Source organism: Arthrobacter sp. TMS2-4 (assembly GCF_054511075.1).
The window spans coordinates 107,364-128,580 of record NZ_JBTNDI010000005.1; the positions used below are offsets into that span (position 1 = coordinate 107,364).

A 21,217-nucleotide genomic window follows, 5' to 3' on the forward strand; every position below is an offset into this window, starting at 1 on the left:
GCAAGTGCTGGGGGTTCCAGCATTAAATGCAGTTGCCCGGAAGTGCCGTCTCACGCCGCATCTGGGTCGATACCGGCGCTCCGCGAGCTTGCCGTCCAAGTCTAGCGGGGATTCCGCGCCGGCCCGCGCGAGCCGTGCTGCACGCCCGAAGACCCGGTCGGGCGGCGACGGCGTCGGGCCGGATCGGGTCACTGCGCGCCCGGCGCCCCCAGCAGGTCCGTCGCACTGTTCCACCGTGAGATCTGGCAGCCGTCCGTGAGCGAGAACGATCCCACGATCGGGGTCCCGTTCAGCTCACCCGTGATGCTCGCGGTCTGCGGGCCGCCGTACTGCTGGGTGCAGATCACGTCCTTGTTCGGGCGCGCGGTGAAGAAGGACGTGCCGAGCCGCGTGAGGGTCGCGCAGGCTGCGTCGGCGTTCGGATGCGTGGAGGCCGGCCCGGGGACGCCGTCGACGCATTCGAGCACGTACTGCACCGGGTCGGACGAGTCGTCCTGCCGGACGGACACGGTCAGCAGGGCGTTCGTCGGGGCGGCCGACGGAGCCGGGGCCGCCGACGGGGCGGAGGTCGCCGGTGCGGAGGGCGCCGGGCCCGGCGCGGTGCTTTCGTCCGGCGCGGGTGACGGGGTGGAGGACTGCACGGCGGTCTCCTGTTCATCGGGTTTGGTAGCCGGCCCGCCCTGCCCGCAGGCGGACAGAGCGAGGGTCAGCGCGGCGAGGGGGAGCAGGACGCGCCGGGCGGTTCCGCGCACCCTGCGGGGAGTCGGCGTCGGATCGGTGCTGGTCATGGTGTCCCCTTCGGCTGACTCCCCAGCGTAACGGCTGGTGGTAGGACAACGAGGGACGACGGCGAGGAGGTCTGCCCGGTGCCGCGAGGATCACCCTGCTACGGCGCACCCAGGGCGTCATCGAGCAGTCCGAGGAGTCGTGCACGGAGCGCCTGCGACTCCTCGGCGAAGCCGCGTTGCAGCCGGACGTACTCGGCCTTGCCCTCGGCCGTCTCGATCGCGATCGGTGCGTAGCCCCAGTCGGTGAGGTCGTACGGAGAGGCCCGCATGTCCATCGTCCGGACCCGCCAGGACAGTTCGAAGCAGTCCATGACGATCTCGCTGGGCAGCAGCGGCGTGAGTTTGTAGGCCCACTTGTACAGGTCCATGGTGGCGTGGAGGCAACCCGGTTGCTCGAGGTCCCGTTGCGTCTGGCGTGTGGGCGTGTGCTCGTTGAGGGGTACCGCCTCCGGGGTGTAGAACCGGAAGGCGTCGAAGTGCGTGCAGCGGATCCGCGCGGAGTCGACGACGCCGTCGGTGCCGTCCGCGCCGAGACGCAGCTGCAGGTATTCGTGGCGCACGCCGTTGACCGCCGACCGGTACGCCATCGCCCACTCGTGCAGTCCGAAGCAGCCGAACTGCGCGGGCCGCGCCGCTGTCCGGGTGAGAATCATCCGGGCGAAGTCGACGGCGTCACGCCTCTCGGCGGCGAAGCGCTGTGCGTCCACCCGGACGCCGTCGGCGGCGACGGCGTAGTACTTCCAGGTGGTGCGTTCGAGCGCGGCCGGTCCCGTCAGGACCACGTCGGTCCCGGGATGCCACCGCATGAGTTGGCCGGGCTTCTGGCTGTAGTAGGTGAAGAGAAAATCCTCCACCGGGTGACGCGCCCCGCGCGACCGCCTGTCGAGGTAGGGCTCGGTGAAGCGGGCTACCCGGTCCCGGTGCCGCTGCTCGCGATCCTGCCATACGGTCTCGGCGAGGCGGATCGGGGCGAGAGGCATTGTCCCATTATCACCCCGCCCATTTTTGGTAAATACCCTGTGAAGATTCTGGGAGACGATGCGCGATCCGTCTGGTGAGAATGTGTTGCCTGAGGTACGTTTGTGCTCGCTGTGGCGTCTGTGATCGTGATCACAGGAGTGGGTCCCATACGGGAGACCGCGGCATCGGGGGAACGGCTTCGGTCGGCCCGCACTTTTACGAGAGGCACTACCTTCCTATGACACAACGGAGAAATGCCGGGCAGGGGCGCACCAGTCTGCGCGCCGCCGCGGCGATCGTCCTGGGTCTGCCACTACTGGTCTCGTCAACGGCCGTGGCGCCTGCTGCCTTCGCAGCGCCGGTCACGTCGGTGACGTCGCAGAAGGCGCCCGTGAAGAACCTGGATCCGGCGCAGTACCCGGCCGGCAAATACATCGTGGTCCTCGCGGACAAGCCGTTGGCCACCTATCAGGGCGGCGTACAGGGCATCGCAGCGACGAAGCCCGAGCCCGGCAAGAAGCTCGACGCCCAGGCGAAGAACGTGCAGCAGTACTCGAAGTTCCTCGAGACCAAGCAGCAGGAGGTCGCCGCCGCGGAGGACATCGAGGTCGACCGCACCTACACCGCGGCGATCAACGGATTTGCCGCTGACCTCACCGCCGACCAGGCCATCGAACTCGCGAAGAGCGACAAGGTCCTCATGGTCGCACCGGACGTTGAGAACGCGCCGGACTACTCCACCATCGATTTCCTCGGGCTCGACGGCAACAAGGGAGCCTGGAAGACCCAGTTCGGTGGCAAGAAGAACGCGGGCAAGGGAACGGTCGTCGGCGTGATCGACACCGGCTACGCCCCCGACAACCCCTTCTTCGCCGGCAAGCCCGTCAAACCCCTCCCCGGCAACTCCAAGCCCAAGGTGGGCGAGCCCTACCGCACCGCCGACGGCAAGATCGCCATGTTGAAGGCCGACGGCACCACCTTCACCGGTGACTGTCAGGTCGGCGAGGACTTCGACGGCAGCCTCTGCAACTCCAAGGTCCTCTCCGCGCAGTACTTCGCCGACGCCTTCGTCGCCAACGTCCCTGCCGAGAACCGCGCCCCCGAGGAAGTCCTCTCCCCGGTGGACATCGACAACCACGGCACGCACACCGCCAGCACCGCCGCCGGCAACGCGGGCGTCACCCAGACCGTGGACGGCCGGGACTTCGGCGTCTCCTCCGGCGTGGCCCCCGAGGCGAAGATCTCGGTCTACAAGACCTGCTGGGAGGACACGAACCCCAACACGGGCGGCTGCTACTCCTCCGCGTCGATCGATGCCATCAACCAGGCCATCCTCGACGGCGTCGATGTGCTGAACTACTCGATCTCGGGTAGCACGACGACGACGACGGATCCTGTGTCCCTCGCCTTCCTCTCGGCCACGTCCGCGGGCATCTTCGTCGCTGCCTCCGCCGGCAACTCCGGCCCGACCGCCAGCACCGTGAACCACGGCGCCCCGTGGATGACCACGGTCGCCGCGAGCACCTTCAACTACGAACTGCAGGGCACCGCCGAGTTCTCGGACGGCACCAAGTACCGTGGCGCCTCCATCATGCGCGCCGGTGTCCCCGCGACCCCGGTCGTCCTCGCGGCGAACGCAGCAGCGGCAGGCGCGCAGACCCCGAACCTGTGCGGCCCCGATACCCTCGACCCGGCGAAGGTCGCCGGCAAGATCGTGGTCTGCGACCGCGGCGTCTTCGACCGCACGGCGAAGAGCGCCGAGGTGCTTCGCACCGGAGGCGTGGGCATGATCCTCGTCAACCTCGTCGATTCCTCGACGGACACCGACCAGCACGTCGTGCCGACGGTGCACGTCAACGCCCCGGAAGCCCTCGAGCTCAAGGCGAAGGTCGCGGCGAACCCGTCGATCACCGTCGCCCTGCAGCCTACGGACACCACGGGCAAGCCCCTGCCTCCCACACCGCAGATCGCCGGGTTCTCCTCGCGCGGCCCGCTGCTGGCCACTGATTCCGACCTGCTGAAGCCGGACATCGCGGCTCCCGGTGTCGCCGTCCTCGCAGGCGTCTCCACGATCGGTTCCAAGGGCGCGCAGTTCGGGTTCCTCTCCGGTACCTCCATGGCCTCGCCCCACATCGCAGGCTTCGGCGCGCTGGTTCTCGCCAAGAACCCGGCCTGGTCCCCGGCCACCGTGAAGTCGGCCATGATGACCACGGCCTACCCGCTGAAGACCGCCACCGGCGCCGTCGAGACCGACGTCCTCGCCGTGGGCGCCGGGCACATCAACCCGGCGACCGTCCTCAGCCCCGGACTGGTCTACGACCAGACCGTGAAGGACTACCTCGGCTTCATCGAGGGCACCGGCGTCGAGCTCGGCATGAACGACGTGGAGCCCGTCGCCACGAAGGACACCAACGTGCCGTCCTTCGCTCTGGGCAACCTGACCGGACGCATCGAGGTCACCCGTACGGTCACGGCCGTCACCCCGGGCCTCTACCGTGCGACCGCGAACGTCCCCGGCGTGAAGGTCACCGTCACCCCGGAGATCCTGAACTTCAGCGCGCCGGGCGAGAAGCGGACCTTCAAGGTCTCCTTCGAGAACCAGAGCGCGCCGTTCGGCACGTTCGCCGGCGGATCCCTCACCTGGTCCGGCCAGGGCAAGACCGTCACCTCACCGGTGGCTGTCCGCCCGCAGGCCGTCAAGGCTCCGGCCGAGGCAGCCTTCACCTCCACGGGTCCTGACGGCAGCGGCACCTTCGACGTCACCTCGGGAACGAACACCCCGATCCAGATGACGCTGCAGGGTCTCGGCAAGGCGGACACGACGGCGATCAACCTGGTTCCCGGTGACCTCGCCAATGGGAACAACGCCTCGAACGCCGTCAAGGACGTCACCGTCCCCGCCGGTGCCCCGATCGCGAGGTTCTCGGTCCTCTCGAGCGACCCGACCGCCGATTTCGACATGTTCCTGATCACGCCGGCCGGCACCGTCACCCAGGTGGCGACGGCGGATGCCAGCGAGACCATCACGCTCGAGAACCCGGCGCCCGGCAAGTACCGGATCATCGCCAACCTGTACGCCAGCAACGGCAACGCGCCGACCGCCGGCAGCATCGACGCGGCTGTCCTCAGCGGCACCGAGGACAACGCGACGCTGACCCCTAATCCGCTCGCTCTCGCGAACGGCAGCACGGGCAAGGTGACCCTCGCCTGGACGGGCCTGGAGCCCGGCTCCTACGTGGGTCGCGTGACCTACGCCGGATCCTCGGCCGTGACCTTCGTGACGGTCGTCGTCGACGGACAGGGCACTGCGACGGTTCAGCCGGACGCGGAGCTTCCCGCCGTCAGCCCGGCGGACAAGCTCCTCACCGGCCCCCGGGAATCCATCACCCCGACCGGGAACAAGTAACACCAGCTGAATAACAGGGAGAAGGCCGGTGGATCCCTGATCCACCGGCCTTCTCCCTGTCCAGCGGCCGTCCGTTGCGTCACGCGGGCCCGCCGTCTGGGTCATGTCAGGGGGCATGTCCTGGGAGTCCCACTCATGGGCCGCGGTCGGCGGGCGGACGCCCCCGGAGGAAGCGTTACCGGCCGGTTCCGGCGTACACGGTCGCGGTGGTCTCGCCGTCGAGCTCGAAGGCGGCGTGCACCGCGCGAACCGCGGTGTCGAGCAGTTCGGCGCCGGTGACGACGGAGATGCGGATCTCCGACGTCGAGATCATGTCGATGTTCACCCCGGCGTCGGACAGGGCGCGGAAGAAGCGGTAGGAGACACCGGGATTCGATCGCATGCCCGCGCCGATCAGCGAGAGCTTGCCGATCTTCTCGTTGTAGTCGACCGATTCGAAGCCGACGCCGTCCCGGGCGGCGTCGAGTGCGGCGAGCGCCTCGGCGCCGTCGACGATCGGGAGGGTGAACGAGATGTCCGTGCGGCCCGATCCGTGCGTGGAGACGTTCTGCACGATCATGTCGATGTTCGTGTTGGCGCCGGCGATGATGCCGAAGATCTCGGCCGCCTTGCCGGGGATGTCGGGCACCCCGACCACGGTGACCTTCGCTTCGGAGCGGTCGTGCGCGACGCCGGAGATGATGGGCTGTTCCAAGGGTTCTCCCTCTTGAATCTTGATCTGGTCGTCGGGGCTGGGAAGCACCCAGGTGCCCTCGTTGTGGCTGAAGGACGAGCGGACATGCAGGGGGACGCCGAAGCGGCGTGCGTACTCGACGCACCGCAGATGCAGGATCTTGGCACCCGACGCCGCCATCTCGAGCATCTCCTCGCTCGAGATCGTGTCGATCTTCTGCGCCGACGCGACCACCCGGGGATCCGCGGTGTACACGCCGTCCACATCCGTGTAGATCTCGCAGACATCCGCGTCGAGCGCCGCCGCGAGGGCGACGGCGGTGGTGTCCGACCCGCCGCGGCCGAGCGTCGTGATGTCGTTGCTGTCACGGCTCATGCCCTGGAACCCGGCGACGATCGCGACGTCGCCCTTCTCGATGGCGGTCCGGATGCGGTGCGGGGAGACGTCGATGATCCGCGCCTTGCCGTGGATGGCATCCGTGATCATGCCGGCCTGGCTGCCGGTGAAGGATTGCGCGGAGGCGCCGGTCGCGTGGATCGCCATCGCCAGGAGGGCCATGGAGATGCGCTCGCCCGCGCTCAGGAGCATGTCCATCTCCCGGGCGTCCGACGACGTCGGGCTCACCTGGGCTGCGAGGTCCAGCAGCTCGTCCGTGCTGTCCCCCATGGCGGAGACGACGACGACCACCTGATGACCCGCAGCCTGGGTGTCGACGACCCGCTGTGCGACGCGCTTGATGCCATCGGCGTCGGCCACCGACGATCCGCCGAATTTCTGGACTATGAGGCTCATGCACTCGCTCACTGAAGAAGGAGGACGGCGGCGTCAGCCGGCCGTGGTTGCTGGAACGGGCGGCAGCATCGGCGCCTGAGGGGAGCGGGGGATCCTGATTCCGCGCCCGTGTCAGTGTAGCGGCGGGGGAATCGTCCGCTCAAAGTCGGGGTCCGAATAAGAACCTGCCGGCTTCCGGTCCAAATGCTCCCGCGTCGCCTAGTGTCAGACCATGACCAACGAATTTGGGGGAATCGTTGTCGAGGGGGTCGCACGGAGCTTCGGCTCGGTGCAGGCCGTCCGCGATATCGATTTCGAGGCTCCGCCCGGGGAAGTGACCGCTCTGATCGGTCCGAACGGCTCCGGCAAGACGACCCTGCTGTTGATGATGGCGAGCCTCCTGGCTCCCGATCTCGGCACCGTCCGGGTGGCAGGGTTCGACCCCGTCGCGCAGCCCGGGGAGGTGCGGAGCAGGGTCGGCTGGATGCCGGACACCCTGGGAGCCTGGGAATCGCTGACTGTCCGGGAGGTGCTGACGACGATCGGCGCGCTCTACGGGATGAGCCGTACGGACCGGACCCGGCGGGCCGACGAACTCCTCGCGGCCGTCAAGCTCACCGAGCTCGCCGACCAGCCCGCCCGCGTCCTCTCCCGCGGGCAGCAGCAACGGCTCAGCCTGGCCCGTGCCCTGATCCACGACCCGCAGGTCCTGCTCCTGGACGAGCCGGCGTCGGGTCTCGACCCCGGATCGCGGGTGGACCTGCGGTCCCTCCTACGCTCCCTCGCCGCAGCGGGCAAGACCGTCGTGGTCTCCAGCCACGTCCTGTCGGAGCTCGACGAGATCGCCGACCGCGCCGTCTTCGTCAGCCGAGGGCGGTCGGTGAAGAGCCAGACGCTCGACGAGGCGGGCGGCCAGATGCGCCGCTACTACATCCAGGCCGAACCGATGTCCGCCCTCGCCGCGGCCCTGCAAAGCCACGGGGTGCGCTACGAGACGCGCCTCGACTCGCGGCGTGAGGAATTCCTCGTCCAGCTCGGCAGCACCGCAGAGGCCTCGTGGCTGTTGCGCACCCTGGTGATGGCCGACGTCGTCGTCACCGCTTTCGCACCCGCCGGCGGTGCGCTCGAAGAGACCTACATGAGCCTTGATACGGACAGACGATGAGCACAGTGACCGAACCCTCGACCCCCAATCCCGTCCGATCCTCGGCCTCGCTACCCTTCAGGACCGCGGTCCGCACCGTGTTCACCCTCGAGATGAAGCAGCGGCTTCGGGGCAGGGGCTGGTACTGGATGCTCGGCATCTGGTTCGTGGTGATCGGCTTCATCTTCGTCCTCGGCCTCGGCGTGATCGGGACCACCGACAACGAGGGTGGGATCCTCTTCGACCTGATCGTCGGATTCGTCCTCCTCTTCGGGCTCCTGGTCTCTCCCGGGCTCTCGGCGAACGCCATCAACGGTGACCGTGCGGGCGGAACCCTCGCGATCCTGCAGGTCACCCTGCTGACACCGGGGCAGCTGCTCGCCGGGAAGTGGCTGGCCTCCTGGGCAGGGTCCCTCGCGTTCCTCGTCCTCAGCACCCCCTTCATCTTCTGGGCGCTGGCGCTCGGCGGCGTCAACGGCCAGGAGGCGGTCGTCTCGCTCCTGATGCTCGCGGTGGAACTCGGCATCGTCTGCGCGATCGGTGTGGGCGTCTCGGCGCTCGCGAACCGCCCGCTCTTCTCCATCGTGAGCACCTACATGCTGGTGGCGCTGCTGGCCGTCGGCACGGTGATCGTCTTCGGGCTGAGTACCCTGCTCGTGATGGAGGAGCGGACGATGAGGTCCTCCTACTACACCTACCCGGAGAGCAGCCTCGACGACATGGGCGCGCCCGAGCCGGGCGCCCAGATGGAGTGCGTGACGCAGACCTACCAGTCGGAGGTGCCGAACACGCAGTACATCACCTGGATCCTGGCCGCGAATCCGTTCGTCGTGGTGGCGGACGCCGTTCCCTACAGCGTCGAGGACCTGCCGGAGCCCGGGGCGCCGGACCCCTACGGTCCCACCGCCGGGCCGTACTACACGCCGGGCGTCATGGAGACGATCAGCCAGGGCGTGCGCTCGGCCCAGGCCGGGCCCGACACCGACCAGACCTGTGAGGAGGCGACCCAGGCGCTGCGGCCGCTGCCCCAGGGTACTCCGATCTGGCCGTTGGGTCTGGGGATCCAGCTGCTCCTGGCGGCCTCGCTCCTGCTGGCCGCCCGCCGAAGGCTGACGATGCCCGCCAGGCGCCTGGCGCGGGGGACGCGCATCGCCTAGGTGGCCTTTCCGGGGGTCGCTCGCGTCAGGACATGACGCGGCGGCCCTCGAAGGCCCGGCCGAGCGTCACCTCGTCCGCGTACTCCAGGTCGCCGCCGACCGGGAGACCGGATGCGAGCCGTGTGACGGGAATGCCGATGGTCTTGAGCATGCGCACCAGATAGGTGGCCGTCGCTTCGCCCTCCAGGTTCGGGTCGGTGGCGATGATGATTTCCTGGATCTGCGCGTCCGACAGGCGGGCGAGCAGTTCGCGGATGCGCAGCTGATCCGGGCCGACGCCCGCGATGGGATTGATGGCGCCCCCGAGCACGTGGTACCTCCCGCGGAAGGAGCGCGTGCGCTCGACGGCGATCACGTCCTTCGATTCCTCGACGACGCAGATCATGGTCGCATCGCGGCGCGGATCGCGGCAGATGGCGCACTGTTCCTGTTCGGCGACGTTGCCGCAGACGCTGCAGAACTTCACGCGCTCCTTGACCGTGGTGATCGCCGTGACCAGGCGCTGCATGTCCTCGCCGTCCGCTTCCAGGATGTGGAACGCGAGGCGCTGGGCCGACTTCGGGCCGACCCCGGGCAGGCGTCCGAGCTCGTCGATAAGCTCCTGCACTGCGCCTTCGTACACGGTGAGTCCTCTTCTGCATGTGGTGACGGCGCCGGGTCTCCGGCACCAAGGTCGTGGTCCGCACCCACCCGCGTCAGCGGGAAGAAGCGCACCCTCCATTGTCCGCCCTGCGGCGGTGGCCGGAACGCCTCCGGGCCGGACCGGCGTTACGCCCTGAGCGTGCGCGGCTGTGTCAGGCGCGGCCGACCGACGTCGTGCGGCCTACTGGCCGTCGATGCTGCGTTCCTCGATCAGGCGCCCGTTGAGGATCCGTTCGATCGCGGTGCGCCCGACGAGCGCCGAGTCCTCGATCGTCTCGTCGTCCGCGCTCGGCTCGTCCTCGACGAAGCGCAGATCCGCAGACCCTCGCGTTGCGGCTGCCTCCTCGGCGCGCTTCCGCGCGGCTTCGTCGAGCAGTTGCTGGTAGCGGCTGACCGGTTTCTGCCGAACGTCACCGGCTGCAACCGGTCGATCCAGTCCGGTTCCGCCGTCGGGCGCCGTCGTGCCGGGGGTCGGCGTCCCGGGCGTCGACGTGCTGGGCGCCGCCGGAGCGCCCGGGGCCGCGAATCTCGGGACGACAGGCTTCCTGGGTTCGGCGGGCGCCGTGGGTGCGGCAGGCGCCTGGTGTGCCGTCCGTGGTGCCGGGAGGTCCGCGTCGGGGGAGGCGGGCGTCGTGCGGTCTTCTCCGGACGCGGGGGGCGCTGCCGTGTCCGGCGGGCTCCAGACGACGGACCGCGACGCGGTCGGGGTGGGGGCCGGGCCCGCGGCAGCTCCCTGCGATCGCGCGCCGGGTCGGGGAGCGGACGCGCCCTGGGGTGTCGCGGGACGAGGAGGATGCTGCATGCTCATGCCCTGGCCGCCCGTCCGGTCGGACGTGGAGGTCGTGGGTGTCTGGGGCGTGGGCGGCTGCGCTCCTCCGGCTCCGTCTGGACCAGTGGCGCGGCGATCGGAGGGGTTCTCCGGGACGGAACCCCGGCCCGGACCGGGATCGAACGCCTCCTCGGGAGGCTCGACGAGCGCCCAGGAGTCGTCCGACATGGAGGGGTCCCAGGCGCCGACCGTCTCCGTGCCCGCCGTTGTCGAGCGCTCGGCGGGGCGGGTGTCACGGCTGGCGCCGCCCGTCGGCGAGGGCTTCTCCCCCCGGTTCGACGGCGGTGCGTCGGCGGTTCCGCGCGCCGCGGCTGGTCCGGCGTCGTGTCCCGGGCCGCCGACATCATGGCTGTCCGCCGTCGCTTTCCCGGTGTCGGCACGGCCGGTGGTGGGCGCAACGCTCGTGGCCTGCTGGGGTGCGGATGCCGCGGCCGGTGCAGCGGTCGCTTCCGCGGTGCGTGCCGGGTCCGGGCGGTCGCGTGCCTTGTCGATGGATGAGTGCGCACGAGCCTCACCCCCGGCGTCACGCGGCCCACCGCCCGTGGGCGATGACTGGGCCGCAGCAGCTACCTCAGCCGCTGCAGCGTGCACCGGCGCAGCCACTGCGGACGATGACGGTGCTGTCGATCCCGCGTCCGGCGCAACGTCTGCGTCCGATCGAGCGCCGACCTGGGGCGACGGATTCCTGCCATGATCGGACCTCGAGGAAGCAGGGCTCGGGCTACTACCCGAGCCCGCCGTGCGGGCCGGTACTTTTGGGCCCGACTCACCCGACCCGCCGGCGTCGTGGACCGCTTCGATGGAGCACGTGAGGCCGAGGACCTTGTGGATCGCCTGCTTCACGTTGTCCATGTGGGGGCCGCGCTGGAATCCGATGGCATTGCCCTGGTTCACGAAGGCGAGGACCAACTGGTTGCCCTCGAACGATCGAGGCTTGGCCGAGACATTGACGATGAGCCAGGTGGCGCGCTTGATGTGCGCGACCTCGTCCATGATCTCGGGCCAGGCACGGCGAATCATCTCGACGTTGCCACTGGACGCGACGGGCTGATCCTGGCGACCCTGTTCGGGCTGCCGGGACTCCTGCGGCTGTGCCGGAGCGCCAGGATGCTGCTGTGCCGGAGCGCCCGGAGCCTGTGCCGGGTGCTGCGGGGGAGTGCGGTGGCCCTGCGCCACGCCGGACGACGGGGCCGGCTCGGCGGAGGAAGCGGGGCCTGCCCCCGGCATCGCCGGCGGTCCGTCGGGCCGACGCTCCTCGGCAGACGGTCGTACCGCGCGGTCGCCGGCGCCCGCCGAGCTGCCAGGTCCCGAGCTGTCCCGTGCCGAGCTGTCCCGCACCGGGGTGTCCCGTACCGGGGTGTCCCGCACCGGGGTGTCCCGCACCGGGGTGTCCCGTACCGGGGTGTCCCGCACCGGGGTGTCCCGAGTCGTGTCGTCCGGCGTGGGCGCGCCCAGCGGAGCTGTCGGGACGGGGGTCCCTGCTGCATCCTGGGTGCCTTCGGCTCCCCGCATGTCCGGTGTGCCTGCACCGTCCGCGGGGTCGGGGGTGGAGGACACGCCTGACGTGCCAGGCGCATCCGGGGTACCCGACGCACCCGGAGTGCCCGCCGTACCAGCGGCGCCCAGCGTCGGCGTGCCCGCCGCGGGACGCGTCGTCGTCTGCGTCTCGGGCTCCGGGGCTCCGAACGCGGAGTCCGTGGAGACGCCCCAGTTGCCGCCCCAGTCCGGTGAGGAGTCCGGTGCGGGCGTCCTCGGCTGCTGGTCACGGGCGGCAGGGACAGCGGGCGCACCCGTGGCGGCCGACGGCACCGCAGGAGCGGCCGGGTCGGCGACCGGCAGCGACCAGCGCGCGGCGGCCTCCTCGGCGGTCCGGGGGACGCCGTCGAGCCGTGGGCGCGGAGGTTTCGCCGGCTCGGCAGCGGCGGCCGGCGCAACGGCGGGTTCGCTGCCGCCGTCCGCAACGGGAGTCCCGGCGGCGTACTCGAGGCGGCGCTCGATGCGGTCCACCCGGGCGAGCGTGCCACGGACCGAAGCGTCCGCTGCCGGGAGCAGGAGGCGCGCACACAGCAGTTCGAGATGCAGCCGCGGCGACGTGGCTCCGGTCATCTCGTTCAGGGCGGCATTGGTGACGTCGGCGGCCCGCGACAGTTCACCGGCGCCGAGCTGGTTCGCCTGCGTGCGCATCCGGTTCAGCTGGTCGTCGGGCACGCCGCGAAGGATGGACGCCGCCCCCTCGGGAACCGCGTTGATGACGATCAGGTCGCGGAACCGCTCCAGCAGGTCCTCCACGAAACGCCGGGGGTCGTGCCCGGTCTGGATCACGCGGTCCACGGCGTTGAACACCGTCGCGGCGTCACCGGCGGCCACGGAGTCGACGACGTCGTCGAGCAGGGTCGCATGCGTGTAGCCGAGGAGCGAGACGGCGAGCTCGTAGTCGAGCCCGGTCTCGCTCGCGCCGGCCATGAGCTGGTCGAGCACGGAGAGGGAGTCGCGGACCGATCCGCCACCGGCGCGGACCACGAGCGAGAGGACCCCCGGAGCCACCGGCACGTCCTCCTGGCGGCACAGCAGTTCGAGGTAGGTCATGAGGGGCTCGGGCGGGACGAGCCGGAACGGGTAGTGGTGCGTCCGCGAGCGGATGGTGCCGATCACCTTGTCCGGCTCGGTGGTCGCGAAGATGAACAGGATGTGCTCCGGCGGTTCCTCCACGATCTTCAGCAGCGCGTTGAAGCCCGCCGAGGTGACCATGTGCGCCTCGTCGATGATGAAGATCTTGAAGCGGTCGCGGACGGGGGCGAAGGTGGCGCGCTCGCGGAGATCGCGGGCGTCGTCGACGCCGCCGTGGCTCGCGGCGTCGATCTCGATGACGTCGAGGCTCCCCGAGCCGTTCCGGGCGAGTTCGACGCAGCTGTCGCACACGCCGCACGGGGTGGAGGTGGGCCCCTGCGCGCAGTTGAGGCAGCGGGCGAGAATCCGCGCCGAGGTGGTCTTGCCGCAGCCGCGGGGCCCGGAGAACAAATAGGCGTGGTTGATGCGGTCCTTGTCGATCGCCGCCATCAGGGGGTCGGTGACATGCTCCTGGCCGATGACGTCCGCGAAGGTCTCGGGACGGTAGCGGCGGTAGAGGGCTGTACTCACGGAGAAACCTTATCGGTTGGCGCTGACGGTTTGCATGCCGGTCCGGCGTCGGTGGGGAACAGGACGCCGGGGTCGACCACCCACGGATGGCGTGGCAGCCGTCCCGGGTCGAACACGGCAAGCGCCGCGTCCAGTTGTCCGCCGGGTAGACCGAGCGAGGCGAGGATCGTGTCCAGCACGGCGGCTGCGGACCAGCCCTGCCGCGCAAGGTCCTCCAGTGTCACAGCGCCGTCGCGCTTTGCCAAGCGCCGGCCCGCGGCCGTCACCGCCAGCGGGACGTGCGCGTAGGCGGGCGCCGGCAGGCCGAGCAGGGAAGCGAGATAGGCCTGCCGGGGGGCGGAGTCGAGGAGGTCATCGCCCCGCACCACCTGGTCGATGCCCTGGGCGGCGTCGTCGACGACGACCGCGAGGTTGTAGGCGATCACGCCGTCGTTCCGCCGCAGGACGACGTCGTCGACCGGAGCCGTGACGTGCCCGGCGAGGAGGTCCTCGACGGACCAGCTGTCGACGGCGGAGCGCAGCCGCAGCGCCGGAGGACGCTCGAGCCGACGTCGTGCCCGGTCCTCCTCGCCCAGCGTCCGGCAGGTGCCGGGATAGAAGCCGGGCCGGCCGTGCGGCGCGCTCGCCGCCTCCGCGATGTCACGTCGCGTGCAGAAGCACTCGTAGGCGAGGTCCTGGCCGATGAGCTGCTCCAGGGCGCGGGTGTAGCGGGGGATGTGGTCGCTCTGGCGCAGGATCGGCTCGTCGGAGGAGAGCCCCATTGCGGCCAGGTCGGCGAGTTGCTCCGCCTCGACGCCGGCCCGAACGCGGTCGAGGTCCTCCACCCTGATCAGGAACCGGCGTCCGGTGGAGCGGGCGAAGAGCCAGGCGAGGACGGCCGTGCGGAGGTTGCCGACGTGCAACTGGCCGGAGGGGCTCGGAGCGAAGCGGCCGGCGCCCGTGTCTGCCACCGTGGAACCTCCCGCTGCCCGCGCGCTTAAAGTGAAGACCCCCCATGCACCTGCCAGAGCCCGCTTACCCTTGCTACCTTCCGGTCCTGGGGGAGTTCACAGGATGACACCACATGAGGGGCCGGGAAATAGTCTACACAGTGCATCGCGTGGGGTTCGAATCGGAGGGGAGGGGCCGCAGAGACGCTGCCGTCCGCCCGCGTCCTTCCCGCGATTCGGCAGGAACCGGTTGTATGGGTATTCTGGTATCTGCTCCAAATGAGGAGGATTCGCCTAGCGGCCTATGGCGCACGCCTGGAACGCGTGTTGGGTTCACGCCCTCGGGGGTTCAAATCCCCCATCCTCCGCAGTGCAGCACGACCAGCAGGACCCCGGCTCCGGCCGGGGTCCTGCTGCGTTAAGCCGCCGACGGGCCCACGGCGCCGGTGACGCGGCGGATACGGTTCTTCGCGGCGGCCTCCGCCGGACCCTCCGGTCCCAGCCCCAGACGGATCGTCCCGAGCACCAGCCGCACGGCCGTCCGGATCGGCAGGGGGACCGGTCCGAGGGACGGCACCCTCAGGCCGAGCATCTCGCGGTGGCGCGGTTCGAGCGTCGCCACCGCCCCCGCGAAGAGGATCTGGTATCCCAGGCGCTGCGACCGGGGCAGGGGCGGACGGCGGATGTAGGTCAACGCCTCCTGCACCTGCTCGCTGTTCCTGAGGTCGTCGTCGAACCCCGCGAGTTGCGCGCGCAACTCGGCGGCGGACCGCGGCGGATCCTCGAGGCCCATCAGCCGCCCGGCCTGCGCCCATTCCGCCACGTACCCGTCCACGCCGCCCGGGATGGGTCCGCCGTACGCGGAGTGCGCAGCCAGGAAGGCGTCGGTGAAGGCCAGGTGCACCCAGCGGATCAGGTCCGGGTCCGCCGCCGAATAAGGCCTTTCGGCGCCCCGGCTGTCGGTGTACGTCCCGTGCACCCGCGTGTGGAGGCGCTGGACGAACGCGGAGCCTTCCCGCGCCGCGACCGTGGACCCGTACGTCACCGTGAAGATCCAGCGGATGGTGTTGGCGAGCCGCCCGAGGGGCTCCTCGCGGAAGCTGGAGTGGGCGTGGACGCCGGCCATCGCTCCGGGGTGCAGCGTCTGCAGCAGCAGCGCACGGATTCCTGCCACGGTGGGCGTGATGGAGCTGTGCACCGTCCACACGGCCGAGTCGACCGGGAAGTATCCGACGTCGTCGCCCTTCTCGAACTCGAACTGCCACTGCGGGATGGTCGGATCACCGTCGGTGAAGGTGGTTCGGAGCTGCGTCTTCCACGTGTCGATGATGCCCATCCGGTGACCCGTCCTGTCGGTGTCCAGCGGCCGGCCTGCGGGCCGCCGTTCCTTCCAACGAGCCCGCGGGCCGTTTTGCTCCGTCCGGTCGGGGAGCCATCCGGGGCGTGCGACGATACGAAGCACCAGCACCACCGAGCCCCTGGGAGTATCCATGCCTTCGTCCGGCCTGTACGGGATCGACCTCACCATGAACGACGGGACCAGGAAGTCCTTCGGGGACTTCCGCGGCCATCCGGTCCTCGTGGTCAATGTCGCCTCGAAGTGCGGCTTCACTCCGCAGTACGCGGGCCTCGAGGCGCTGTACGGCCGGTATGCGGCGGATGGCCTCGTGGTGCTCGGAATGCCCTGCAACCAGTTCATGGGCCAGGAGCCCGGGGACGACGGCGAGATCGCCGAGTTCTGCTCGAGGACCTTCGGCGTCACCTTTCCGCTCATGGCCAAGGGCGACGTCCGCGGCCGGGACCAGCACCCGCTCTACGCGCAGCTGACGACGTTCAGGACCGGACCCCTGCCCGGCCTCGTGAAGTGGAACTTCGAGAAGTTCCTCGTCGGCCGCGACGGCGCGATCCTGGCGCGGTTCGCCCCGACGGTCGAACCGGATGCTCCCGAGGTGATTGCCGCGATCGAGGACGCCCTGGCGCGGCCGGCCGCCTGACCCAGCGTGCCGGGACAACGCCGGGACGAAGCGGGCCGGCGCCGGGCCGGCGACGGGTCCTAGCCGAGGGACGCGACGCAGCGGGCGAGGAAGGCGGCGCCCGCCTCCTCGTGGATGAGTGAGCCCTCGGTCAGGATCTCGTAGGGCTTCGCGGGTACGCCGTCGGCCGGCCGGACGTCGAGGTGGGCGAGGTCGTATCCCTGCTCGTGCAGGTAGTCGGCCATGGCGTAGTCGGTGCGCGAGTCGCCCACCGTCCGCCAGGTGCGGGGCAGGTCCATGAGCGGCGCCACCAGGGTGAGCGCCCGCTCGGCGCCGAGGTCCTTGCCCACGCGGACGGACTCGATGTCGGTGGAGATGATGGTCGGATCCACCCGGTACCCGATGTCCCCGTTGCTGTCCGGCTCCTCCCGGTCCAACCGACAGGTTCCCATGTCGTGGCTGTGCATGATTTCGAGGACGTCCTCGTCGAAGGAGCGCTGGCCGTTCAGGTAGTCGGCGTTCGCCGCTTCGAGGGACTGCTCCACGGAGACCATGGCGAGCTTCGTCTCGTCGAAGAACATGAGGTGGGAGTACTTTTCCTCCACGAGGTCGCGTACGTCGTCGGCGAAGCTCGTGGGCAGCGCGAGCCCGCGGTCGAGGAAGACCTCACCGGCGCCGTCGGCCGTGAACGAGAACCAGGTGGCGCCCTTCTCGCAGACGGCGTGGAAGGTCACCCCGGCCGGGAGGCCGGCGTCGAGCATCGGCTCCATGACCTGCTCACGGATGAACGCGTCCGAGCGGCCCGTGTTGAACACCACCGGCCAGCCCGCGGCGGCGAGCGTGAGCAGGTCGGCGATGATCCCGGCGGGCACGGTCCGCGTCACGGGGCTGGCCACCGGGCCGTCGACGTCGAGCAGGAGTCCCTGAACGGGCCGTCCCCGGCCGGGGGCGAGCGGGGCGGGCGCGGTGGGCAGCAGGTCGATCGGGGCATCCGTAGGCATGGGTCCATTATGTTCCGCGGCGCGTGATGCCTCCATCCGAGACCGGTCCGGGGCACGCCCGGGCGGGAACGGCGTGAAAGACTCCCGGTATGAGTGCAGGGTCGCGCATCGTCGTCGTCGGGTCCATCAACGCGGACCTCGTGGTCACCGCCGACCGGCACCCGCGCCCCGGTGAGACCGTGACGGGTCGCTCGTTGACGGTCCTGCCCGGCGGCAAGGGCGCCAACCAGGCGGCGGCCGCAGCCCTGCTCGGTGCCGACGTCCGTCTGATCGGCGCCGTGGGATCGGACGCATATGCCGACGTCGCCCTCTCCGTCCTGAGGACGGCAGGCGTGGACCTGCGGTCCGTCCGGCGGACCGGCGGCGCCACCGGGATCGCGCTCATCCAGGTGGCCGACGGCGGCGAGAACACCATCGTGGTGCTGCCCGGCGCCAACGCCGGGATGACGCCCGGACTCGTCGAGGCCTCCGCCGCCCCCGTCCGGGACGCCGGCGTCGTCGTCGTGCAGGGTGAACTGCCCGCGGACGCCACGGCCGCGGCCATCCGTCGCGCCACCGGGCGCGTCATCGTCAATCTGGCGCCCGTCATCGCCGTCGACGGTGCGGCTCTCCTCCGCGCGGACCCGCTGGTGGTCAACGAACACGAGGGGGCGCTGGTCCTCGCGCGCCTCGGGGGCCCCGCGCCCGCGGACCATCGAGCCGTCGTCGAGGGTCTCCTGGGTCTCGGGTTCGCGTCGGTGGTCATGACGCTCGGTGACGCCGGGGCCCTCGTGGCCGACGGCGGTGCCCTCCATCGGGTCCCCGCGCCGCCGGTCGCCGCGGTCGACACCACGGGCGCCGGGGACGCCTTCGTCGGGGCGCTCGCGGCGCAGCTTGCCGCAGGTCGACCGTTGCTCGAGGCCGCCCGGTTCGCCGTGCGCGTCGGCTCCTACACGGTCCAGCGCCCTGGGGCGCAGCCCTCCTATCCGACGCCCGCCGACGAGCTTCCGGCGCTCCCGGAGGGCCCGGCGGCGTAACCATCGCGCCACGGGCCGACCGGCCGCGGGACGGCGCGTTCCATTGGCCGAAGCAATTACTTACCCTAGAGAGGTGATCTTCAAAGCAGTGAGTGACGGCCGGCCGTACCCGGACCACGGATGCGTGACACCCAAGGACTGGGCCGAAGTGCCTCCCCGGCAGGTGCGACTCGATGAACTGGTGACCACCAAGACCACGCTCGATCTCGGGGCGCTGCTCGCCGAGGACTCGACGTTCTTCGGCGACCTCTTCCCGCACGTGGTGCAGTGGAACGACACGATGTACCTGGAGGACGGCCTGCACCGCGCCGTCCGGACCGCCCTGCACCAGCGGACCATCCTGCACGCGAGAGTTCTCGTGCTCGATGAGTGAGCACGGCTCGCCGCGTCACCAGCGGGCGCAGGCCAAGCAGGACCCGACCGAATGGCACGGCCAGCGGATCGTGACGGAGACGGACCTCGGTGCGGTGTTCACGGAGGACGACGACGACCGCCACCGCCGGGTGTCGATGCGGAAGGTCTTCCACGGCGTCGTCCTCATCCTCCTCGTCGGGCTCGTGAGCGCCGCGGTGTACGTGGCCCTCGGCGTCGCGCGCGGTGACATCAGCACCGGGGCGCCCGAGCCGGTCCCGGAACCGACATCGACCTGCCCCGCCGGGCCGTTCGACTACCAGGACCCGAGCGGCATCAACGTCAACATCTACAACAGCACCAGCATCGACGGGCTCGCGACCACCGCGGCGGACCAGCTCCGCGGCCGCGCCTTCGCGGTGCGGGAGATCGGCAACAGGCAGGTCGGCCGGACGGGCATGACGGCGATCATCGTCTCGGGCGAGGCCGGCCGCGCCAACGCGTTCACCCTGCAGCGCACCATCCCCGACTCGATCTACGTCGCCGACGAGCGCGAAGACAGGACGGTCGACGTCGTCCTCGGCTCCGGCTACGCGGGCGTCATCGCGGCCGAGCGGCTGGACATCACCCCTGCAGGGTTGACCTGTGCTCCGGAGGAGGGCGTCACGGCTCCGCCCGCTCCGACGCCCACGGCCCCCTAGGGCCGTAGCCCCACACCTCCCGGGGCCGGTCACGCGGGAGGGACGGCGCCGCGCGGCGCCGTCCCCGTTCACCCCCGCCGGGTCAGGCGGCGGCGAGCGCCCTCTCGTCCCGCAGGTACTTCGCATACGCGGTCACGGTCAGGAAGGCCGGAAACTGCGTACCGAGGGCCACCTCCTCGAAGACCTCGCGGGCCTCGTCGAAGCGGTCGCCGTCGAACCGCGTCAGTGCGGCGAACTCCTCCTCGAGCAGCTCGGTCACCCGCTCCCGAGTGATCACCTCGCCGTCGTCCGTGAGGGCGCTCGTGTAGATCCACTGCCAGATCTGCGACCTCGAGATCTCGGCCGTCGCAGCGTCCTCCATCAGGTTGTTGATGGCCGCGGCACCGTTGCCCCTCAGCCAGGACTCGATGTACCGCACCCCGACCTCGAGATTCTCACGGACGCCACGCTCCGTGATGGTGCCCGGCGTCGCCGCGATGTCCAGCAGGGCGTCGTCGTCCGGGTGGACGTCGTCGCGCCGGCGGTCGAGCTGGTTGGGGCGGTCACCGAATGCCGCGTCGAAGACCTCCATGGCCACGGGCACGAGGTCCGGGTGTGCCACCCACGAACCGTCGAAGCCGTCGCCGGCTTCCCGGGTCTTGTCCGCCCGCACCTTCTCCAGGGCGAGGGCGTTGGCCTGCTCGTCGCGCCGGTTCGGGATGAACGCGGCCATCCCACCGATCGCATGCGCGCCGCGGCGGTGGCAGGCGCGGACGAGCTGTTCGGTGTAGGCGCGCATGAACGGCGCCGTCATGGTGACGGCGTTGCGGTCCGGCAGCACGAAGCGCGGACCGCGGGTGCGGAAGTTCTTGATGACGGAGAAGATGTAGTCCCACCGCCCGGCGTTGAGGCCCGCCGCGTGGTCGCGCAGCTCGTACAGGATCTCCTCCATCTCGAATGCCGCCGTGATGGTCTCGATGAGCACGGTGGCGCGGATGGTGCCCTGCGGGATGCCGAGCAGGTGCTGCGCCTGGACGAAGATGTCGTTCCACAGCCGTGCCTCGAGGTGGTTCTCGATTTTCGGGAGGTAGAAGTAGGGCCCACGGCCCTGTTCGATCAGCGTGCGGGCATTGTGGAAGAAGTAGAGGGCGAAGTCGAACAGGCCGCCCGCGACGGCGACGTCCTGGATGAGGACGTGCTTCTCGGACAGGTGCCAGCCCCGGGGTCGGACGACGATCGTCGGCAGCGTATCCACGGCGCCCTCGACCCGGTACTCCTTGCCCTCGGGCGAGGTGAAGCCGATGCGCCCCGCGAGGGCGTCCCGCAGGTTCAGCTGCCCGTTGATCACGTTGGACCACGACGGCGTCGAGGAGTCCTCCATGTCGGCGAGCCACACCTTCGCGCCGGAGTTGAGGGCGTTGATGGTCATCTTGCGGTCCACGGGGCCGGTGATCTCCACGCGGCGGTCCTCGAGGCCCGGCGCCGTCGGGGCCACCCGCCACGACGAGTCCTCGCGGATGTGCCGCGTCTCGGGCAGGAAGTGCGGGTCCGCGCCCGCCGCCACGGCCTTGCGCTGACGGCACCGATGATCGAGGAGTTCGTCGCGGCGCTTGTGGGTGGCACGGTGCAGCGCCTTGACGAAGTCCAGTGCCTCGCGAGTCAGGATCTCGCCCTGGCGCTGGAGGGGCGGCGCGGTGAGAGTGATGCCGTTCAGGGTGTAGGTGTCGTTCATGGGGTGCTCCTGGGAGTTCTGGCGGCG

Annotated in this window: 16 protein-coding genes, 1 tRNA gene and 1 other RNA gene; 8 read left to right on the forward strand and 10 right to left on the reverse strand. The window is 70.3% G+C overall.

The features are described from left to right. Window positions 1–188 precede the first annotated feature (188 nt). Together ACX80F_RS08860 and ACX80F_RS08865 are read right to left on the reverse strand one after the other, a co-directional pair. Window positions 189–788, reverse strand: coding sequence for an SSI family serine proteinase inhibitor (locus tag ACX80F_RS08860; protein WP_459336017.1), 600 nt, complete (start codon window positions 786–788; stop codon window positions 189–191). A gap of 98 nt (window positions 789–886) precedes the next feature. Further along, a complete protein-coding gene (locus ACX80F_RS08865; protein ID WP_459336018.1) occupies window positions 887–1,768 on the reverse strand; it encodes a 3-methyladenine DNA glycosylase in 882 nt (293 codons plus the stop codon). Window positions 1,769–1,986: 218 nt separating this feature from the next. On the opposite strand from ACX80F_RS08865, the gene ACX80F_RS08870 reads away from it, so the two are divergent. Then, window positions 1,987–5,154, forward strand: coding sequence for a S8 family peptidase (locus ACX80F_RS08870; RefSeq protein ID WP_459336019.1), 3,168 nt, complete (start codon window positions 1,987–1,989; stop codon window positions 5,152–5,154). A gap of 175 nt (window positions 5,155–5,329) precedes the next feature. Here the strand turns inward: ACX80F_RS08870 and ACX80F_RS08875 are convergent, their stop codons facing one another. Beyond that, window positions 5,330–6,619 carry an aspartate kinase gene (locus ACX80F_RS08875; protein ID WP_459336020.1) on the reverse strand — a complete coding sequence of 430 codons (1,290 nt, stop codon included), beginning with the start codon at window positions 6,617–6,619 and terminating at the stop codon, window positions 5,330–5,332. Window positions 6,620–6,830: 211 nt separating this feature from the next. Here ACX80F_RS08875 and ACX80F_RS08880 point away from each other — a divergent pair, with 211 nt between their 5' ends. Together ACX80F_RS08880 and ACX80F_RS08885 are read left to right on the forward strand one after the other, a co-directional pair. Then, window positions 6,831–7,763: an ABC transporter ATP-binding protein gene (locus ACX80F_RS08880; protein WP_459336021.1), complete on the forward strand. Its 933-nt coding sequence runs from the start codon at window positions 6,831–6,833 to the stop codon at window positions 7,761–7,763. Beyond that, complete coding sequence (locus ACX80F_RS08885) at window positions 7,760–8,899, forward strand: ABC transporter permease (protein ID WP_459336022.1); 1,140 nt, start codon at window positions 7,760–7,762, stop codon at window positions 8,897–8,899. The genes ACX80F_RS08880 and ACX80F_RS08885 overlap by 4 nt, the downstream gene beginning before the upstream one ends. A gap of 25 nt (window positions 8,900–8,924) precedes the next feature. Here ACX80F_RS08885 and recR read toward each other — a convergent pair whose 3' ends face one another. The 4 genes from recR to ffs all read right to left on the reverse strand — a co-directional run bounded on the left by recR (window position 8,925) and on the right by ffs (window position 14,584). After that, entirely contained in the window at window positions 8,925–9,521 is a 597-nt protein-coding gene (gene recR / locus ACX80F_RS08890; RefSeq protein WP_459336023.1) for a recombination mediator RecR, read from the reverse strand. Between the two features lie 201 nt (window positions 9,522–9,722). Continuing rightward, on the reverse strand, window positions 9,723–13,508 hold the full coding sequence (locus tag ACX80F_RS08895) for a DNA polymerase III subunit gamma and tau (protein WP_459336024.1): 3,786 nt from the start codon (window positions 13,506–13,508) through the stop codon (window positions 9,723–9,725). Further along, a complete protein-coding gene (gene gluQRS, locus ACX80F_RS08900) occupies window positions 13,505–14,458 on the reverse strand; it encodes a tRNA glutamyl-Q(34) synthetase GluQRS (protein WP_459336025.1) in 954 nt (317 codons plus the stop codon). Before gluQRS ends, ACX80F_RS08895 begins: the two co-directional genes overlap by 4 nt. 30 nt (window positions 14,459–14,488) lie before the next feature. Next, window positions 14,489–14,584: signal recognition particle sRNA small type (gene ffs, locus ACX80F_RS08905), an RNA gene on the reverse strand. Between the two features lie 136 nt (window positions 14,585–14,720). Here ffs and ACX80F_RS08910 point away from each other — a divergent pair. After that, window positions 14,721–14,805: transfer RNA gene (locus ACX80F_RS08910), tRNA-Ser, on the forward strand. A gap of 50 nt (window positions 14,806–14,855) precedes the next feature. Here ACX80F_RS08910 and ACX80F_RS08915 read toward each other — a convergent pair. Further along, entirely contained in the window at window positions 14,856–15,929 is a 1,074-nt protein-coding gene (locus tag ACX80F_RS08915; protein WP_459336026.1) for an oxygenase MpaB family protein, read from the reverse strand. Here ACX80F_RS08915 and ACX80F_RS08920 point away from each other — a divergent pair. Further along, entirely contained in the window at window positions 15,928–16,431 is a 504-nt protein-coding gene (locus ACX80F_RS08920; RefSeq protein ID WP_459336027.1) for a glutathione peroxidase, read from the forward strand. The two genes, ACX80F_RS08915 and ACX80F_RS08920, sit on opposite strands and share 2 nt — an antisense overlap. Window positions 16,432–16,490: 59 nt before the next feature. Here the strand turns inward: ACX80F_RS08920 and ACX80F_RS08925 are convergent, their stop codons facing one another. Beyond that, entirely contained in the window at window positions 16,491–17,411 is a 921-nt protein-coding gene (locus ACX80F_RS08925; RefSeq protein WP_459336028.1) for a Cof-type HAD-IIB family hydrolase, read from the reverse strand. Window positions 17,412–17,500: 89 nt separating this feature from the next. Between ACX80F_RS08925 and ACX80F_RS08930 the strand changes: the two genes are divergently transcribed. From ACX80F_RS08930 to ACX80F_RS08940, 3 genes are all read left to right on the forward strand, one after another. Then, entirely contained in the window at window positions 17,501–18,427 is a 927-nt protein-coding gene (locus ACX80F_RS08930; RefSeq protein WP_459336029.1) for a ribokinase, read from the forward strand. A 73-nt stretch (window positions 18,428–18,500) separates the two neighbouring features. Beyond that, entirely contained in the window at window positions 18,501–18,800 is a 300-nt protein-coding gene (locus tag ACX80F_RS08935) for a type II toxin-antitoxin system VapB family antitoxin (RefSeq protein WP_459336030.1), read from the forward strand. After that, window positions 18,793–19,479, forward strand: a complete 687-nt coding sequence (locus ACX80F_RS08940; RefSeq protein WP_459336031.1) for a LytR C-terminal domain-containing protein — start codon at window positions 18,793–18,795, stop codon at window positions 19,477–19,479. Before ACX80F_RS08935 ends, ACX80F_RS08940 begins: the two co-directional genes overlap by 8 nt. An 82-nt stretch (window positions 19,480–19,561) precedes the next feature. On the opposite strand, the gene aceB is transcribed toward ACX80F_RS08940, so the two are convergent. Then, on the reverse strand, window positions 19,562–21,190 hold the full coding sequence (aceB, locus tag ACX80F_RS08945; RefSeq protein WP_459336032.1) for a malate synthase A: 1,629 nt from the start codon (window positions 21,188–21,190) through the stop codon (window positions 19,562–19,564). Window positions 21,191–21,217: the final 27 nt, after the last annotated feature.

Coding starts and splice junctions, on each gene's coding strand:
- ACX80F_RS08860 (WP_459336017.1), bottom strand. CDS start 788: ATGACCAGCACCGATCCGACGCCGACTCCCCGCAGGGTGCGCGGAACC.
- ACX80F_RS08865 (WP_459336018.1), bottom strand. CDS start 1,768: ATGCCTCTCGCCCCGATCCGCCTCGCCGAGACCGTATGGCAGGATCGC.
- ACX80F_RS08870 (WP_459336019.1), top strand. CDS start 1,987: ATGACACAACGGAGAAATGCCGGGCAGGGGCGCACCAGTCTGCGCGCC.
- ACX80F_RS08875 (WP_459336020.1), bottom strand. CDS start 6,619: ATGAGCCTCATAGTCCAGAAATTCGGCGGATCGTCGGTGGCCGACGCC.
- ACX80F_RS08880 (WP_459336021.1), top strand. CDS start 6,831: ATGACCAACGAATTTGGGGGAATCGTTGTCGAGGGGGTCGCACGGAGC.
- ACX80F_RS08885 (WP_459336022.1), top strand. CDS start 7,760: ATGAGCACAGTGACCGAACCCTCGACCCCCAATCCCGTCCGATCCTCG.
- ACX80F_RS08920 (WP_459336027.1), top strand. CDS start 15,928: ATGCCTTCGTCCGGCCTGTACGGGATCGACCTCACCATGAACGACGGG.
- ACX80F_RS08915 (WP_459336026.1), bottom strand. CDS start 15,929: ATGGATACTCCCAGGGGCTCGGTGGTGCTGGTGCTTCGTATCGTCGCA.
- ACX80F_RS08925 (WP_459336028.1), bottom strand. CDS start 17,411: ATGCCTACGGATGCCCCGATCGACCTGCTGCCCACCGCGCCCGCCCCG.
- ACX80F_RS08930 (WP_459336029.1), top strand. CDS start 17,501: ATGAGTGCAGGGTCGCGCATCGTCGTCGTCGGGTCCATCAACGCGGAC.
- ACX80F_RS08940 (WP_459336031.1), top strand. CDS start 18,793: ATGAGTGAGCACGGCTCGCCGCGTCACCAGCGGGCGCAGGCCAAGCAG.
- aceB (WP_459336032.1), bottom strand. CDS start 21,190: ATGAACGACACCTACACCCTGAACGGCATCACTCTCACCGCGCCGCCC.